This is a genomic window from Gaetbulibacter saemankumensis DSM 17032, from assembly GCF_000425645.1.
Classification (GTDB): Bacteria; Bacteroidota; Bacteroidia; order Flavobacteriales; family Flavobacteriaceae; genus Gaetbulibacter; species Gaetbulibacter saemankumensis.
In genome coordinates this window covers 334,082-350,996 of the sequence record NZ_KE384430.1, presented here as the reverse complement: position 1 = coordinate 350,996, position 16,915 = coordinate 334,082, and the positions used below count along the sequence as shown (strand labels likewise).

The following is a 16,915-nucleotide window of genomic DNA, read 5'->3' as shown; positions in this document are numbered from 1 at the left end:
AATAATGTTATTTAAAAAGGGTAAATGTTGACGATTATTCAAAGAATTTGTTTGTTGAAAACACAAAAAATCAAATTATTTTAATGTAACCCCTAAAAAAAAGGGGTTAAAATTAGAATTTTGATAAAAGTGAGTTATTGACCCCTTAAAAATATGGGGTTTAAATCTTTTTGATATAGATTTACTCCATTCTTAAGGAAAAATTAACCAATAAATTAACTTAAAAATTAACATTATGAAAAAATTAATCACCCTTTCAATGCTACTTATGGTATCGGTATTATTTGCTCAGGAAGATGAAAAACCTAAGTTATCAATATCAGGTAGTGTAGATGCCTATTATCAAACTTATCTAACTGCTCCGGATAATGAAGGCGTATCTTTCGGTACTGCTTTTGCGGAACAATCAGGATTTGCATTAGGTATGGGGAATCTTATAGCAAGTTATGAAGGTAATAAGGTAGGTGCTGTACTTGATCTTGTAACTGGACCAAGAGGAGCAGGTGCTACATTTAATTCTGATATTATTGATGGGATTGTGAATCAAGCATATGTTTACTGGAACGTATCTGAAAGTACTACCTTAACATTTGGTAGATGGAATACCTTTTTAGGTTATGAAGTTATCGCTCCGGCAGCTAATTTCAACTACAGTTGTTCTTATTTATTTTCAAACGGGCCTTTCTCTCATATGGGATTAAAAGCAGACTTTGCTTTATCTGATGATTGGAGCATCATGTTAGCTGTAACCAATCCATGGGATACTAATAATGTGTCAATGACGGGTGAATACGCATTCGGTGCTCAAGTAGGTTTCTATGGACAATTTCTTAACTTATATTATGATAGTGGAGAGAATGACGGTCTAGGTTTTGAGATAGACTATACAGGTGGCTTTGATTTAGCAGATTCATTCTTCTTAGGAATCAATGGTGCGTATAACGATAATGACGGTGCTGGATTTTATGGAGCTGCTTTATACCCACAATACTCTTTTACTGATTCTTGGAGCCTTGGTCTAAGAGGAGAGTATTTTGGATACCATGATAAAGATGCTGATGATTTACCAAGTGTATTTGCAGCTACTTTAACCGGAAGTTATACGCTTGAGAACTTAATTATTAAGCCAGAGGTAAGATTAGATTCTTGGTCTAATGATATGCCATATATCGATAATGATGGTATGGCTTCGGATAATTTAGCAGCCTTTACACTTGCTGCTATCTATTCTTTCTAAGAATAAAACTTTAAAACTTAATTTTCTAAAGAGAATAAAGTAAGGATTAAACTAACCAACGGCTTTATTCTCTTTAATTAACCCTTAAAACTATATTATTATGTCATTATTAAATGTGCCACTTTTAATTCAAGACACTGCTGCAATCGAAGGTGATATGGGGATGTTATGGATGCTTATTTCAGGTATCTTAGTATTCTTTATGCAGGCAGGTTTTTTCTTAGTTGAGTCAGGTATGACAGATTCTAAGAATGCAGTAAACATTGCAATGAAGAATTTTCTTGATATTGCCGTAGGTTCTTTAGCCTTCTGGTTTATTGGGTATTCTTTAATGTATGGAGCGGATATTTCTGGAGGAGGATTTCTTCACTGGGGAGGTTTAATCTTCTCTCAAGGCGCTGCAGATTTATTTTTCCAAACAGTATTTGCTGCAACTGCCGCAACAATTGTGTCCGGAGCTATAGCTGGTAGAACAAAATATACTACGTATGCGATCTTCAGTATCATCTTAACAGCTATTATTTATCCAATCGCTGGTGGTTGGGAATGGAATGGTGGTTGGTTAAACGCTGAATGGATGCCTGCTGAATTTATCGATTTTGCCGGATCTTCTATTGTACACTCTGTAGGAGGATGGGCGGCACTTGTTGCTGCTTGGATGGTAGGACCAAGAATTGGAAAATTCTTAAACGGTAAGCCAGTTGAAATGCACGGCCATAACCAAATGTATGCTACTTTAGGTGTGTTTATCCTTTGGTTAGGATGGTTCGGATTCAATGGTGGTTCTCAATTAGCATGGGGTGGCGACGATGCAACTGCTGCATCTCAAGTCGTTTTAGTAACTAACTTAGCTGCTGCTGCTGGAGCTTTAAGTGGATTGTTATTTACTTGGATCAAAAATGGTAAACCAAATTTAGGAATGACATTAAACGGGGCACTTGCCGGTTTAGTAAGTATTACTGCTGGTTGTGGTAACATGACTGAAGGTGGGGCTGTGTTAGCTGGATTATTAGGTGGTGTTCTTGTGGTATTGTCTATAGGGTTCATTGAAAAAACATTAAAAATTGATGATGCTGTAGGAGCTATTTCAGTACACGGTGTTGCCGGAGCTTGGGGAACTTTAGTGATAGGTCTTTGGGGTGTAGATGGTGATACAGGTATTGGATTATTTAATGGAGGTGGTGCTTCACAATTAATTGCGCAGGCAATTGGTGTAGTAGCTTATGCGGTTTGGGCCATTGTGTTATCATACATATTCCTTACTATTATTAAGAAATGTTGTGGTGGCTTAAGAGTAACAGAGGCTGAAGAGATTGCTGGTCTTGATATTTCTGAGCACGGAACAATTGCTTACGCAGGTAAGAGACAAAGAGAAATGGAATAAGCATAATTATTTCTAAATAAAAATTTAAAGGATGTCTTATTATATAAGGCATCTTTTGAATTTTTAAGTATTAGAGAAATTATATGAAAATGGAGACAAAATTATTTTCTTATATTCAACTAACTAATCAATATTAATAAGATATAAAATGAAAAGAATTGAAGCAATTATTAGAAAGTCAAAATTTCGCGCGGTTAAAGACGCTTTACACGAAGTAGGGGTAAACTTTTTTTCTTACTGGGATGTTACTGGATTAGGTAATGAGAAAGAAGGGCATGTTTACAGAGGAATTTCTTATAGCACTAGTGATATTCAGCGTCGATATTTATCTATTGTCGTGAATGATGATTTTGAAGAGGTAACTATTAAAGCAATTTTAAATTCAGCTGCAACAGGGGAAGTAGGAGATGGTAAGATATTTGTTTCCACTATAGATGAATGTTACAGAATAAGGACAGGAGAAAAGGGAGGAGATACTTTAAAATAACAAGCAACTAATTATTAAATAATTATTATGGAATTACTTACAACAAATAATGTATGGATGATGATCTGTACAGCACTAGTTTTCTTCATGCATTTAGGATTTGCATTTTTGGAAATTGGATTAACAAGACAAAAAAATACAATCAATATATTATTTAAAAACATTTTTATTATTACCATAGGTCTATTATTGTACTGTTTGGTAGGGTTTAATTTAATGTACCCTGGTTTTGCAGAAGGTTCTTCAGGAATATTTGGATTTGCCGGGTTTGGGTTAGATTCACCTACTGTTGATGGAGTGTTAGATTTAACATATAACGAAGGTTATACCTATTGGACAGATTTCTTATTTCAGGGGATGTTCGCCGCAACAGCAGCGACTATTGTTTCAGGTGCGGTAGCCGAGCGTATTAAGATTTTACCTTTTATGATATTTACCGTTGTATATGTAGGGTTTGTGTATCCTATTGCTGGTTCTTGGAAATGGGGAGGTGGCTTTTTAGATATGTTAGAAACTCCATTCTATGATTTTGCAGGTTCAACGCTAGTGCATTCAGTTGGTGGATGGGCTGCTGTAGTTGCTGTTTGTTTATTAGGAGCAAGAATAGGTAAATTTAAAGATGGAAAACCACAGGCTATTCCAGGACATAATATTCCTATGGCTACAGCTGGTGTATTAATCTTATGGTTAGGATGGTTTGGATTTAATGGAGGCTCTGTGTTGTCTGCCGATCCGACCTTAACATCATTAACTTTAGTGACCACATGTTTGGCTGCAGCCGCTGGTGGAGTTGTAGCGATGCTAGTGTCTACCGCTATGTATAAGAATCTAGACTTAACAATGTTTCTAAATGGTATATTAGGTGGTTTAGTCGGTATTACTGCGGGTGCTGACCAAATGAGCCCAACAGATGCTATTATAATCGGTGCAGTTGCAGGTGCTTTAATTGTTTTGGCGGTTAGTTTCGTTGATAATAAATTGAAATTGGACGATCCCGTTGGTGCTATAGCTGTGCATTTAGTGTGCGGTATTTGGGGAACTTTAGCGGTTGGAATCTTTGGAAATCTTGCTGGAGTTGATCAGTTTATAAGTCAGTTAATAGGTGTTGCTTCTTATGCTGCTATATGCATAGTTTCAGCATTCGTAATTATATATACTTTAAAGAAAACAATGGGTATTAGAGTTTCGGAACGTGAAGAATTAGAAGGTTTAGATGGACATGAGCATGGTATGGATGCGTATCCTGATTTTAGATTGAATGAGCATTAAGATTTAGAAAAGAATAAATATTATGCTGATGCCTTGTCTTTTATAGATGAGGCATCTTTTTTTGAGTTAGTATAGCTAAATGTTGAGTTTCAGTTATAATGATTAAGTTTATAAAAGTATGTAAATAAAAAAGCCTTCAATTTTAATTGAAGGCTTTAATTTATGGTAATAAATAAAAAGTTTTTTTAAGCAGAGTTTCTACTGGCATTAATGTTTCCAAATAAAGAGCGTGTCACTATTTTTGCAAATATTTCTAACTCTTCACCGTCTTTTACGCCTGCTTTATCAAGTTCCTGAATTTTCTTTAAGGCATATTGTTGAATAGTAAGTAATGGTAAAACAATAGACTCTCGTACTTCAATTGAAGCTTTTCCAGAAGGTTCGTTTTCCATTAATTCTTCATACCCAGTAAGCTTTAATAAAATAGATTTTGTCTTCTCGTATTCGGTGTAAATAATGTTCCAGAATTCTCCAAATTCTTCATCTTTAGCCATGTATTTGGTTAAATCAAAGAACGATTTTGTTAGAGACATCATACTGTTTTCAAGTAAGGTCTTAAAGAATTTAGAATTTTTATAAAGCTGTTCTACTTTATGAAATTCACCACGATCTTCGTAGTTTTTTAAGGCAGTACCAACGCCAAAGAAGCCAGGAACGTTTTGTTTTAACTGACTCCATGACCCTACAAATGGAATGGCTCTTAAATCTGAAAATATTAATTCATCAGACTTTGAGCGTTTTGAAGGTCTACTACCAATATTGGTTTTTGCGTAATATTTTAACGTACTCATACGCTCTAAATACGGGATAAACATTGGGTGATTTTTAAAGTCCTTATAAACTTCGTAGCTGGTAACGGCCAAATCGTTCATTACGACTTTATCTTCTTCAGACATTTTATTTTTACTGCCATCAATGCTGTTCTTAATGCCAGAACTAATAAGTTGTTCGATGTTATATTGAGCAGAATCTAATGTTCCGAAGTTAGAGCTAATGGTTTGCCCTTGAATAGTAAGTTGTACTTCTTTGTCCTCAATAGTTGGGCCTAAAGATGCGTAGAACTGGTGGGTTTTTCCACCTCCGCGTGCTGGTGGTCCACCACGGCCATCAAAGAATATAGCCGTTACATCATATTTTCGTGACATTTCGGTTAGTAATTCTTTGGCTTTGTAAATGCCCCAGTTGGCCATTAAATAACCACCATCTTTGGTCCCATCAGAGAATCCTAGCATGATGGTTTGTTTATTTCCACGGCTTTTTAAATGTGCGGCGTAAGCAGGATTTGTATATAATTGCTCCATAACTTTTGGAGCATTTTCTAAATCGGTAATAGTTTCAAAAAGCGGTACAATGTCAACAGTTAATTCCTCTTTAAACGCTGCCATTTTAAGCATGGCATAAAGTTGCATAACGTTTAAAGCAGTTTGGTTATTACTTATAATGTAACGGTTAGCACCTTTTTCTCCGTTCGATTTTTGAATGTATTTTATGGCTTCAATCGTTTTTAGGGTGTTGTAAACCATTTCATCTGTGAAAGCATCAAAATCTAAATTTTCATTTGAAACTTTTGAAAGAATATCAATTTGTTCTGCTTCCGATAATTCGTGATAATTGGCAGGGAATATCGTGTCTCCTTTTTCTATCAGCTGATCAACAACGCCTGTAAACACCGAGTGATGGATTCTACTATCTTGTCTAATATCAAGAGTTGCGAAATGATATCTGAATAAGTGAACTCTGTTTATTAAGCTGTGAATTTCATTTACATATAGTGATTGGTGCTCATTAACCACCACATTTCGAATGCTTAAAAGTTCTTTTATTAATTCTTCGCAACTTATAGCATCAGGTGTTTCAAGATCGATACTATAATTATACATGATGGTTTCTAATCGAATCACGCGTTCTTCAACCCCTCTAAAGGTTAGTTTTCTACGCAATTGCTTTAAATCGGCATAATACTTTTTAAGAACCGCTTGTTTTAGTTTCTTAGCAACTTTTAGGGTCGTATCAGGTTTAACAAAAGGGTTGCCATCGCGATCTCCACCGGGCCAGAATCCTAAATTGATAATTTCGTTATGCTTTTTACCGTCGCCGTAAATATTTTGTTGAATGTAATTGTAAATTTGACCAAAGGTTTGGTAGTATACATTCTCTAAATACCAAATTAAGCTAATGGCTTCATCGTACGGTGTAGGTTTTTCATGCTTAAAGAAAGGTGTTTTTCCTAACTGAGCGAATAAGTTATTAATTTCCGAAAGGTTGTTGCTTTTAATTGCAGCGGTTAAATCGGTTATAATGCCTAGTACTGTTCCAGGGTAAAATTGTGTTGGATGTGCCGTTAAAACTATACGGACCTTAAATTCTTCTAAATAGGCTTTTAATGCTTCAAGTTGATTTTCAGAATTTGCAGACTCTTTTAAGTTTCTAAGGGTTCCAATACCTTCCATGTTATTTACAATGGGGAAAGCTGCATCTTCAACAGCATCGAATAACACCACCTGGCGTTCGATATATTGAATGAATCTGAACAAGAGGTTTATTTGGCTTTCTTTTGAGCGTCTGCCTTGGTATTTTTTAAAAAATGTATCTACTATGGTCGTTGGATCATCGCCATTTGCAAATCCTTTTTTACATGTTTCATGAAAAAGTGGTAACAAAACTCCCGTTTTTGTAATAGTATCGAAAGGTAAGGTCATAAATATACTGTTGTATATTTGATACTTCGATAATACGTTTTGTTTGAATCTTGCTAATTTTGGCTCTACTGACATAAATCTTTCTATTTTTTATTTAACCATAAAAGTAATGAAGCTATAATTAAAGCGTGCAGACTCAAAGAAGTTTTATTAATTTTTTTTAATAATTCAGTTCTTATTGTGAATAATTAAAAAAATGATGCGCTTAATCAAAATCTTTATAATCGCCTTACTTGCCTTTTCTTATAAAAACAGCGACGAGGCTTTAAGCCTATTATAATGTCGTATTATGGGAGTATGATAAATGTCATAGTTAGTCCGTAGCATATGTTATAATTTTGCTCACTTAACCAAAAAATAACTTAGATGAATAAAATACATTCATTTCATATTCCGGTAATGGGCATAGGTTTTACTATCGATAGTCCGATAAAAGTTGCGCATTTGGGAATAGACTCTGTTATATCTTTAGTTGATGATATTTTGATTGAGAAGATTAGAAAGATGTACAGTGAAAAATTTGAATTGCCGTATAAAGAAATAACAGAAAAAGTTGAAGATTTTAGAGCGAAGCGTATTACTTCTTATTTAAATCTAGTGAATGAACTTGTTGATAAAAACTTTGAGGCTTTAAAAAATGTTACTAACGAAAAGAGTGAAGCTTTAAAAACTTATCTAAACCTTTTGCCTTCAAATTCTTCTTTATTGGCAGAATATAAAAGTTTGGTTCAGAAAAAGGGATTTCATGTTTCTGAGATAAAACAGTGGGCTTCTCAGCATTTAAAAAAGGGAAGTATAGATGTTAATATCATGACGAAAGTCGATAAGGATAACTATGTTAAAGACGAACAATTACCTGTGGAATTTAACGATGCCCATGCAGCTTTACGTGGTTTTGCTAAAAGTGATTTAGAAGCTTCTGTAGTTCTATCGGCGGGTATGAATCCGAGATTATATGCTTACATGAGTGAGTTCGACGATTTTTATCCTAATGCACAAGGCGAGTTTAAAAAGAAGATTATTTTAAAGGTGAGCGATTATCGTTCCGCATTAATTCAAGGTAAATTTCTAGCTAAAAAGGGCTTATGGGTTTCTGAATATCGCATCGAATCTGGGTTGAATTGCGGAGGTCATGCCTTTGCTACCGATGGGTACCTTTTAGGGCCTGTATTAGCTGAATTTAAAGAAAATCGGGAAGAATTAAGAACGACTATTGAAGCTGTTATAGTAAAGGAATTGGAGCAGCAAGGGCGCGAAATTCCCCCAAGTGCATTACAATTTAATGTGTCGGCTCAAGGTGGTGTTGGAACCAATGAAGAGCACGAGTTTTTATTAAACGAATATGAGCTAGACGCCATTGGATGGGGAACACCATTTTTATTAGTTCCTGAAGCATCGACAGTAGATAGGGATACTTTAAATCAATTAGCTCAAGCCAATGAAGACGATTTATATTTAAGTGATATTTCTCCCCTAGGAATTCCATTTAATAACCTGAAGAATAATACAAAAGATTTAGAGAAGGAGTTAAATATTTCTAAAGGAAGACCTGGTAGTGCATGTCCTAAGAAGTTTGTGGCGCTTAATAAAGAGTTCAAGGAGAAAGGAATTTGTACTGCATCAAGAGAGTACCAGCATTTAAAACTAGAGGAGTTAGATAGCCAAGACCTTTCTGAACTTGAGTATAAGAAACAGTATAATAAAATTATTGAGAAGTCATGTACTTGTGTAGGTTTAGGGACTTCAGCTCTGTTAGCTTATAATTTGGAAACAAGGACAGAAGGAGCAGGGGTTTCTATATGTCCTGGACCAAATATGGCATATTATTCAAAAGTGATGAGTTTGAAAAATATGGTAGATCACATATACGGACGTGATAATATGTTAAATTCTAAATATAGACCAAACCTTTTTATTAAAGAACTCCATATTTATATAGATTATTTAATTAATAAAATCAACGACGTAAAAGAGTCGATGACAAAAAAGGATGAAAAATATTTATTCAATTTTATTAAAAACCTAAGCCAGGGAGTTGCCTATTATCAGGGGTTATTCCAAAAAGTGCAAACCTCTTTTTACTCTATTAAAGTAGAGGTTTCTAACGAATTGCATAAAGCAGAAAACATATTGGAAATTCTCAGGCTAGAAGTTGAATCGGCCGTTATTAAATTAGAGGCTTCTAAAGTCCTAGCTTAATACAAACTATAAATAGGATAAAATCCATTTCAATTTTGTTAATTAACTACGTGTTTAATTACTGAGAATTTAAAGATTTGATAAATAGATAAAATGTCCTTAAATTTCTTTTATTTTTTAAAGTAAACTCAAATACATATAATTTTAATTAAGATATTTGCAAAATATATGTTGAGCCAAGTTTAGGCTTCAAAAGAGTTGTTTTAAAGTAGATTAAAATTGAAATGGATTTAGTAAAGGAGATAAAACGTCTTAAAGAAGAGAAAAATGCTGTAATTCTTGCGCACTATTATCAGGTAGGGGAAATTCAGGATATTGCAGATTATGTTGGAGATAGTTTAGGTTTATCGCAAAAGGCAGCGGAGACCGATGCCGATGTTATTGTGTTTGCAGGCGTTCATTTTATGGCTGAAACGGCTAAAATTTTAAATCCATCAAAAACAGTTGTACTTCCTGATTTAAACGCAGGTTGTTCTTTGGCCGATTCTTGTCCGCCGGATGCTTTCGAGAAATTTACTAAAGCACATCCGGATCATGTTGTAATTACTTATGTAAACTGTTCTGCTGAAATTAAGGCATTGAGTGATATTGTTTGTACTTCATCTAATGCCCTTAAAATTGTAGAATCTATTCCTAAGGAAACGCCAATAATATTTGCTCCAGATAGAAATTTGGGTGCTTATATTATGAAAGAAACAGGTCGTGATATGTTGCTTTGGGATGGTAGCTGTATAGTTCATGAAGCATTTTCTATGGATAAATTAATAGAACTTCATAAAAAACATCCGGATTATAAGATTATTGCACATCCAGAGTCTGAGGAACATATTTTAAATACAGCTACTTATATCGGATCTACTTCAGGGATGATTAATTATGTAAAAGCACATCAGGATGAGAAATTTATCGTGGCAACTGAGGCGGGAATTTTACATAAAATGCAACAGGAAATGCCAAATACTGAAATGATTCCAGCACCTGCAAAGGAAGATAATACATGTGCTTGTAGCGAATGTCATTTTATGAAAATGAACACGCTTCAGAAATTGTACGATTGTTTGTTAAACGAATCGCCACAAATTAATGTACCTGAAAATATTATAGAACGTGCGCTGTTACCTATCGAGCGTATGCTAGAATTGTCGAAATAAAACATGATAACTGCAGATTATTTGGTAATTGGCTCAGGAATTGCGGGCTTAACATTTTCCGTTAAGATAGCCGAGAAATATCCTGAAAGAAAGGTTGTTGTTGTAACAAAAGCTAATGAAGATGAATCTAATACCAAATATGCCCAAGGTGGAGTTGCTGTTGTTTCAGATAAGGAAAACGATTCTTTTAAAAAGCACATAAAAGACACTTTAATTGCGGGCGATGGTTTGTGTAATGAGGAAGTTGTTGAGATGGTCGTTAAAGAGGGGCCAAAGCGTCTTCAGGAGCTTCTACATTGGGGCGCGAATTTTGATTTGGATGACAAGGGTGTTTTTGATTTAGGAAAAGAAGGTGGACATTCAGAGTATCGGGTCGTGCACCATAAAGACATTACAGGTTATGAAATAGAACGTGCTTTGTTAGCTAGGGCACATCAGTTACCAAATATTTCTATTTTACCGCATCATTTTGCGATCGATTTAGTCACTAATCATCATGTGAAAAATATTCAGTCTGAACAATTACAATGTTACGGAGCCTACGTTCTAGATCAAAAGTCAGGTGAAATATTCACAATAAGGGCAAATAGTACTTTATTGGCTTCTGGAGGTGTTGGATGTGTATATGGACATACTACCAATCCTAAAATTGCTACAGGTGATGGTATTGCAATGGCCTATCGTGCCAAGGCAAAAATTAGGGATATGGAGTTCGTGCAATTTCATCCTACGGCTTTATATGAAGAAAAAGGAGAGTCTTCTTTTTTAATTTCTGAAGCAGTAAGAGGTTTTGGGGCGTATCTTAGAAATAAGGACGGGGTTCGCTTTATGTTAGACTACGATGTGCGTGCCGAATTAGCTTCCAGAGATATTGTGTCACAGAGCATTGATAGTGAATTAAAAGAATCAGGTGATTCGCATGTATACTTAGATTGTACCCATTTAGATATGGATGAATTTAAAAAGCATTTCCCAAATATTTATAAGAAGTGTTTAGATCATCATATCAATGTAGAACGCGATTGGATTCCTGTGGTGCCTGCTTCACATTATTTATGTGGAGGTATAGAGGTGAATAAAAAAGGGCAAACCAGTATTGATAATTTATTTGCTTGTGGTGAGTGCACACGGACCGGTTTACATGGCGCGAATAGATTGGCGTCTAACTCGTTGTTAGAGGCTTTAGTTTATGCGCATAATATCTATAAGTACCTTTGCAAACATGGTTATGAAATGTCTGATGTGGAGATTCCAGACTGGAATGATGAGGGAACTACACTAACAAAGGATAATGTCGTTATTAGACATAATACGCAGCAATTGCAGGCTTTAATGCGTGATTATGTTGGTATTGTACGCAGTAATGAACGATTACATCGTGCTGTAAAACATCTTGATTTGATTTATGATGAGGTAGAAGAACTTTACAGAACGTCTAAAATTACCACCTCGTTATGTGAATTACGAAATATGATAAATGTGGCACACTTAATTATTGGTCAGTCATTAGAAAGAACAGAAAATAAAGGTGGTTATTACAATTTAGATAACGTAAAAAAGATGTAATTACTAATTGATATGCGCTAAAGTTTTAGTGCATAAAAAAGGCGAAACTTGCAAGTTTCGCCTTTTTTATTTTTGTATTCAGTAAGTTTTAGTCTGCTAAAACAATTACCTTATTATCCTTCATTTCTAAGGTTCCTGATTGAATTTCTAAATGCAATATTTTATTGTCATCTTTTGATGGAATAATTTTCCCATGCAAATCATCAAGAACTAAGTGGCTTTGGGTATGTGTGTAAATTTTAACGAACCCTGATTTTAAAGTTGAAACTATAGGGGCGTGATTATTTAACACTTGAAATTCTCCATTTACACCAGGAACAGCAACAGAATCAACTTCACTAGTAAATAATGTGGCTTCAGGTGATACAATTTCTAAATACATATTTCTTAATTAGATTAAGCCTCGGCTAACATTTTTTCTCCAGCTTCAATAGCTTCTTCGATAGTACCTTTAAGGTTAAACGCTGCTTCTGGTAAGTGATCTAATTCACCATCCATAATCATGTTAAATCCTTTAATAGTTTCTTTAATATCTACTAATACACCTGGAATACCTGTAAACTGCTCTGCTACGTGGAATGGTTGAGATAAGAAACGTTGTACACGTCTTGCTCTACCTACAGCTAATTTATCTTCTTCAGATAATTCTTCCATACCAAGGATGGCAATAATATCTTGTAACTCTTTGTAACGTTGTAATAACTCTTTTACTCTTTGCGCACAGTTATAGTGATCAGCTCCTAAAATATCAGCTGTTAAAATTCTAGATGTAGAATCTAAGGGATCTACCGCAGGGTAAATACCAAGCTCAGCAATTTTACGAGATAATACGGTTGTAGCATCTAAGTGGGCAAATGTTGTTGCAGGAGCAGGGTCAGTTAAATCATCCGCAGGTACGTAAACCGCTTGTACAGATGTAATAGATCCTTTTTTAGTTGAAGTAATACGCTCTTGCATTGCCCCCATCTCTGTTGCTAATGTTGGTTGGTAACCTACTGCAGAAGGCATACGACCTAATAATGCAGATACCTCAGAACCGGCTTGCGTAAAACGGAAGATGTTATCTACGAAGAAAAGTACGTCTTTCCCTTGTCCGTCTCCAGCACCATCACGGAAATATTCAGCAATAGTTAATCCAGATAAGGCAACACGAGCACGTGCTCCAGGAGGCTCATTCATTTGTCCGAATACGAAAGTGGCTTTAGATTCTTTCATTTTAGATTTGTCTACTTTAGATAAATCCCATCCGCCTTCTTCCATAGAGTGCATAAAGTCATCACCGTAACGGATAATTCCAGACTCTAACATCTCTCTTAAAAGGTCATTTCCTTCACGAGTTCTTTCACCTACACCAGCAAATACTGATAAACCACCGTGACCTTTTGCAATATTGTTAATTAACTCCTGAATTAATACTGTCTTACCTACACCAGCACCACCAAATAATCCAATCTTACCACCTTTTGCATAAGGTTCGATTAAGTCGATTACTTTAATACCCGTAAATAAAACTTCAGTAGAAGTTGATAAATCTTCAAATTTTGGAGCTTCTCTGTGAATTGGTAAGCCAGCTTCTCCTGCTTTAGGTAAATTACCAAGACCATCGATAGCGTCTCCTATTACATTAAACAAACGTCCATATACATCATCACCAATCGGCATTTGTATAGGAGCACCAGTAGCTGTTACTTCAATACCTCTGCTTAAACCATCAGAAGAATCCATGGCTATGGTACGCACAGTATTTTCACCAATGTGAGATTGTACTTCTAGTACTAATAAAGAACCATCAGGTCTTTTAATTTCTAACGAATCGTAAATTTTTGGAAGCTCTGCGCCTGCACCGAATGCGACATCGATAACCGGACCAACTATTTGTGCAACTTTACCTGTAACTTTAGACATTACTTATATGTTTAATATTATGCGTTTTAATTGTATGAAAACGGTTTTTGTTTTCGCGTGCAAAGATAGTTGTTTTAATTTAAAATAAAAGCGGTTTTTTCTTTTTTGCCCATAAAAAAACACCTTAATTATTAAGGTGTTTTTTATTATGGTTTATATTGTAAGGAATTAGTTGTTAATTGTCCAAGACAGGTAATACATGGAACCTATAAATCCAGTACCAAAAGCTGTGAAATATTCATGTCCGGTTAAATTGGTAGCTCCCGCTTTAAATACCGATTTGATTACTGGCACTTTGTAGTTTACCTGGGCGTCTATCGTATGGAATGCGGGTACATCACCATTACCAAAAGTGGCTTCCCAATAGTAATCGTCACTCCAACGCCATGACACATTAAATCCGAAGTTTTTAAATACTTCAGTATTACCAAAAGTAGCTTTTACTTTATGTTCTGGAGTATTAAAGTTGGTTGGGAAATCGGGATTGGCCGCTGTGTCAAAATCCTGTTTAGCATAGGTGTAATTAGCTTGTAAATCAAAATTACCAAATAATTTTTTCATGAATCCGATAGAAGCTCCATAAGAACTAATGTCGACATCGGCATTCGTATAAGCACCATATATTCTATAATCGCCATTGGCTATAGCCGCAATAGAAAGTGAATTGTCACCAACGGTACCATATAAAGGAGCTACTACGGTGGGTTGCGTAATAAAGTCTTTGTAGTTATTGTAATAGGCATTAAAGTCTATAATAAAGTCGTCAAACTTACCACGATATCCTATTTCATAGGAAGTTATCTGTTCTGGTTTTACTAATTCTGGATTAGCAATAGCATTTGGATCAGCCAATACGGCTGGGTTTCCAGTGGCCGATAAGGCAAGAACGGAAGATAATTTGTATGAGTTTTCATAGGCTGCTCGCCCCGTTTGAGTAAGTTGTGCGGGTACACCTATTTGTTGTCCCGCCGAACTTATATTGTAAATTTCAGAGTATCGATCCAGATTTGTTGGTGCAGCTCCTACTAGTACAGCAAGTCCGGCATCCAAGCCTATAAATAAATCCTGTGTGGTAGGGTTTCTAAAACCTGTTTGTACTGACGCTCTAAAATTATGATTTTCATTTAATGTAAAACCGGCCGAAAGTCTTGGAGAAAGAAATCCGTCGAAGAACTCAGACTTGTCATATCTTACAGAACCTGTTAGTTTTAAATCTAAGTTTTCACTTAAGTCTATATTTTTTTGAATCTGTGTATAAACTCCAAATTCTTCATAATTAATTGGTCCGTCAAAATCGGTGTATATGGTACCTGATGAGTTTAAACTATATTGTCTGTAGGATCCACCAACCTGAATTTCAGCCCAATCTAATAAGTGACCGAAATTATAATTTCCGTCTGCATGATAATATTTGGACTGGTCCTGAAATTTAGACCCCGTTACTAAACTAGGATCATTAATTGTTCTGTTAAACGCCGCTTGAAATTCCGGTGTTCCAGGTTCCAAACGTCCGATGTCTGCAAATGCTCTAGCCTGTTGATGAATGAGAACCGGATTTGGTGCCCCCCCACTTCCTAGTTCCGTTAAAAAGGTTGAAATATATGCTTGGGTATATTGGGTGTACCAATCTTCATCAGATTTCCAGGCTCTATTGATATTTGTTCCTGTAGAAACCATATCATAAGAGTCTCCTGCTTTATCGCCAACCAGATAACCACGTAAGAAGAAATTATCATTTTTAACTTCAAATTTATGCTGTTCCTGGAAGAATCCATTGATATTATAGCGATTCGTGCCTTGATAAATAGTTGATCCAACGCCTACTTTTCCAACGTATGAAATTTCAAAATCATTCGCCCACGGACGATAGTAAAGTCCCCAGTCGGCTTTAACGCTTTCTGCATTATAATTGGTTAAACTTCCTTCCTCATATCCAGTTCGAGTAATGGCTTGCGATCCCATTAAAATGGTACCAGGAGGTAAAAGACCTAAGCCTATGGCCACTTGATCAAAGTTGATAGGGACTGCTAATTCGTCCCCATATAGATTGATTCCATCATAATCAGGATTAACTCTTGTGTATCCGCGGTTAAGTTTGTCGGCATCATTGTTAGCAGCCCAGTCTGTACCTTTTAAAAATCCGAAATTTACTTTTCCGGCAAATTTATCGCTAAATTTATAAGCAGCACGTATACCTAAATCGGTATAATCATTGGTGCCGGAGGCTTCTTGAGATGTAGCCCCTTTTTTAATATAAGCACTAATCCCTGGAAAGTCAAATGGGTTTTTACTGCGCATAAACAGAATTCCGTTAAATGCATTGGCTCCATAAAGAGCTGAAGAAGCTCCAGGGAGTAACTCAATACTTAAAACATCTGTTTCATTCATTCCAACTAAGTTCCCTAGAGGAAAGTTAAGTGCTGGTGAGGAATTATCCATACCGTCTACTAATTGCATAAAGCGGTTATTAGCGAAGGTTGCGAAGCCTCTTGTATTGACAGATTTAAAAGTTAAACTATTGGTGTTAACATCAACACCCTTTAAGTTTTCTAATTCTCCAAAAAAATCGGCAGAAGCAGTTGATGCAATTTCTTTTAACCCAAAACGCTCAATAGTTACTGGAGACTCAAATAATTTTTCTGGTGTTCTCGACGCCGAAATTACAATTTCATCGAGGGAGGTACCTTCTGTAAGTATGAAATTTATAATTTGATTATTAGTACTAACTTCTTGTTTGTCAGATTCAAATCCTATGCTGCTCGCTTGAACCAAGAATGGAGGATTTTGATTGTAGGTCAATACAAATTTACCATCAAAATCGGTAACTGTCCCAGTAGTTGTACCTACAACTAAAATATTGGCGCCAGGAATAGGTTGCCCATTATTGTCGGTTACAATTCCGGATAGTTTCGTTTGTGAGTAGGATAGAGAGATAAATACTAAAAACAAAGGGAGAATAAATGTTTTCATGAATTAATTAGTTTAGTTGAAAATAGTTCTTGGATATTTAGTTGATTA

Annotated in this window: 11 protein-coding genes; 7 read left to right on the top strand and 4 right to left on the bottom strand. The window is 35.5% G+C overall.

Annotation, left to right across the window (positions count from 1 at the left end; all coding sequences use genetic code 11):
- Positions 1 to 235 precede the first annotated feature (235 nt).
- From H611_RS0108170 to H611_RS0108155, 4 genes are all read left to right on the top strand, one after another.
- On the top strand, positions 236 to 1,237 hold the full coding sequence (locus H611_RS0108170; RefSeq protein WP_027137902.1) for an outer membrane beta-barrel protein: 1,002 nt from the start codon (positions 236 to 238) through the stop codon (positions 1,235 to 1,237).
- A 100-nt stretch (positions 1,238 to 1,337) separates the two neighbouring features.
- The gene (locus tag H611_RS0108165; protein ID WP_027137901.1) at positions 1,338 to 2,621 is read left to right on the top strand and encodes an ammonium transporter; all 1,284 of its coding nucleotides are present in this window, start codon (positions 1,338 to 1,340) and stop codon (positions 2,619 to 2,621) included.
- A 148-nt stretch (positions 2,622 to 2,769) separates the two neighbouring features.
- Positions 2,770 to 3,108 (top strand): P-II family nitrogen regulator, encoded by a 339-nt coding sequence (locus H611_RS0108160; protein ID WP_027137900.1) that lies wholly within the window; start codon positions 2,770 to 2,772, stop codon positions 3,106 to 3,108.
- 27 nt (positions 3,109 to 3,135) lie between these two features.
- A complete protein-coding gene (locus H611_RS0108155; protein WP_027137899.1) occupies positions 3,136 to 4,377 on the top strand; it encodes an ammonium transporter in 1,242 nt (413 codons plus the stop codon).
- 185 nt (positions 4,378 to 4,562) lie between these two features.
- Here the strand turns inward: H611_RS0108155 and H611_RS0108150 are convergent, their stop codons facing one another.
- Entirely contained in the window at positions 4,563 to 7,151 is a 2,589-nt protein-coding gene (locus H611_RS0108150; RefSeq protein ID WP_027137898.1) for a phosphoenolpyruvate carboxylase, read from the bottom strand.
- 291 nt (positions 7,152 to 7,442) lie between these two features.
- On the opposite strand from H611_RS0108150, the gene H611_RS0108145 reads away from it, so the two are divergent.
- The 3 genes from H611_RS0108145 (at position 7,443) to nadB (ending at position 11,992) form a co-directional block, all read left to right on the top strand.
- Positions 7,443 to 9,275 (top strand): hypothetical protein, encoded by a 1,833-nt coding sequence (locus H611_RS0108145; protein WP_027137897.1) that lies wholly within the window; start codon positions 7,443 to 7,445, stop codon positions 9,273 to 9,275.
- 224 nt (positions 9,276 to 9,499) lie between these two features.
- Entirely contained in the window at positions 9,500 to 10,426 is a 927-nt protein-coding gene (gene nadA / locus H611_RS0108140) for a quinolinate synthase NadA (protein ID WP_027137896.1), read from the top strand.
- Positions 10,427 to 10,429: 3 nt separating this feature from the next.
- A complete protein-coding gene (gene nadB, locus H611_RS0108135) occupies positions 10,430 to 11,992 on the top strand; it encodes an L-aspartate oxidase (RefSeq protein ID WP_027137895.1) in 1,563 nt (520 codons plus the stop codon).
- 88 nt (positions 11,993 to 12,080) lie between these two features.
- Here nadB and H611_RS0108130 read toward each other — a convergent pair whose 3' ends face one another.
- The 3 genes from H611_RS0108130 to H611_RS0108120 form a co-directional block, all read right to left on the bottom strand.
- A complete protein-coding gene (locus H611_RS0108130; protein ID WP_027137894.1) occupies positions 12,081 to 12,374 on the bottom strand; it encodes a F0F1 ATP synthase subunit epsilon in 294 nt (97 codons plus the stop codon).
- A 14-nt stretch (positions 12,375 to 12,388) separates the two neighbouring features.
- Positions 12,389 to 13,897, bottom strand: a complete 1,509-nt coding sequence (gene atpD, locus H611_RS0108125) for a F0F1 ATP synthase subunit beta (RefSeq protein WP_027137893.1) — start codon at positions 13,895 to 13,897, stop codon at positions 12,389 to 12,391.
- Between the two features lie 168 nt (positions 13,898 to 14,065).
- Positions 14,066 to 16,867 carry a TonB-dependent receptor gene (locus H611_RS0108120; protein ID WP_027137892.1) on the bottom strand — a complete coding sequence of 934 codons (2,802 nt, stop codon included), beginning with the start codon at positions 16,865 to 16,867 and terminating at the stop codon, positions 14,066 to 14,068.
- Positions 16,868 to 16,915 lie beyond the last annotated feature (48 nt).

Excerpts from the sequence above, each read along its gene's own strand:
- nadB (WP_027137895.1), top strand. The coding sequence starts at position 10,430 with ATGATAACTGCAGATTATTTGGTAATTGGCTCAGGAATTGCGGGCTTA.
- H611_RS0108120 (WP_027137892.1), bottom strand. The coding sequence starts at position 16,867 with ATGAAAACATTTATTCTCCCTTTGTTTTTAGTATTTATCTCTCTATCC.
- H611_RS0108165 (WP_027137901.1), top strand. The coding sequence starts at position 1,338 with ATGTCATTATTAAATGTGCCACTTTTAATTCAAGACACTGCTGCAATC.
- H611_RS0108155 (WP_027137899.1), top strand. The coding sequence starts at position 3,136 with ATGGAATTACTTACAACAAATAATGTATGGATGATGATCTGTACAGCA.
- H611_RS0108145 (WP_027137897.1), top strand. The coding sequence starts at position 7,443 with ATGAATAAAATACATTCATTTCATATTCCGGTAATGGGCATAGGTTTT.
- H611_RS0108150 (WP_027137898.1), bottom strand. The coding sequence starts at position 7,151 with ATGTCAGTAGAGCCAAAATTAGCAAGATTCAAACAAAACGTATTATCG.
- nadA (WP_027137896.1), top strand. The coding sequence starts at position 9,500 with ATGGATTTAGTAAAGGAGATAAAACGTCTTAAAGAAGAGAAAAATGCT.
- H611_RS0108160 (WP_027137900.1), top strand. The coding sequence starts at position 2,770 with ATGAAAAGAATTGAAGCAATTATTAGAAAGTCAAAATTTCGCGCGGTT.
- atpD (WP_027137893.1), bottom strand. The coding sequence starts at position 13,897 with ATGTCTAAAGTTACAGGTAAAGTTGCACAAATAGTTGGTCCGGTTATC.
- H611_RS0108170 (WP_027137902.1), top strand. The coding sequence starts at position 236 with ATGAAAAAATTAATCACCCTTTCAATGCTACTTATGGTATCGGTATTA.
- H611_RS0108130 (WP_027137894.1), bottom strand. The coding sequence starts at position 12,374 with ATGTATTTAGAAATTGTATCACCTGAAGCCACATTATTTACTAGTGAA.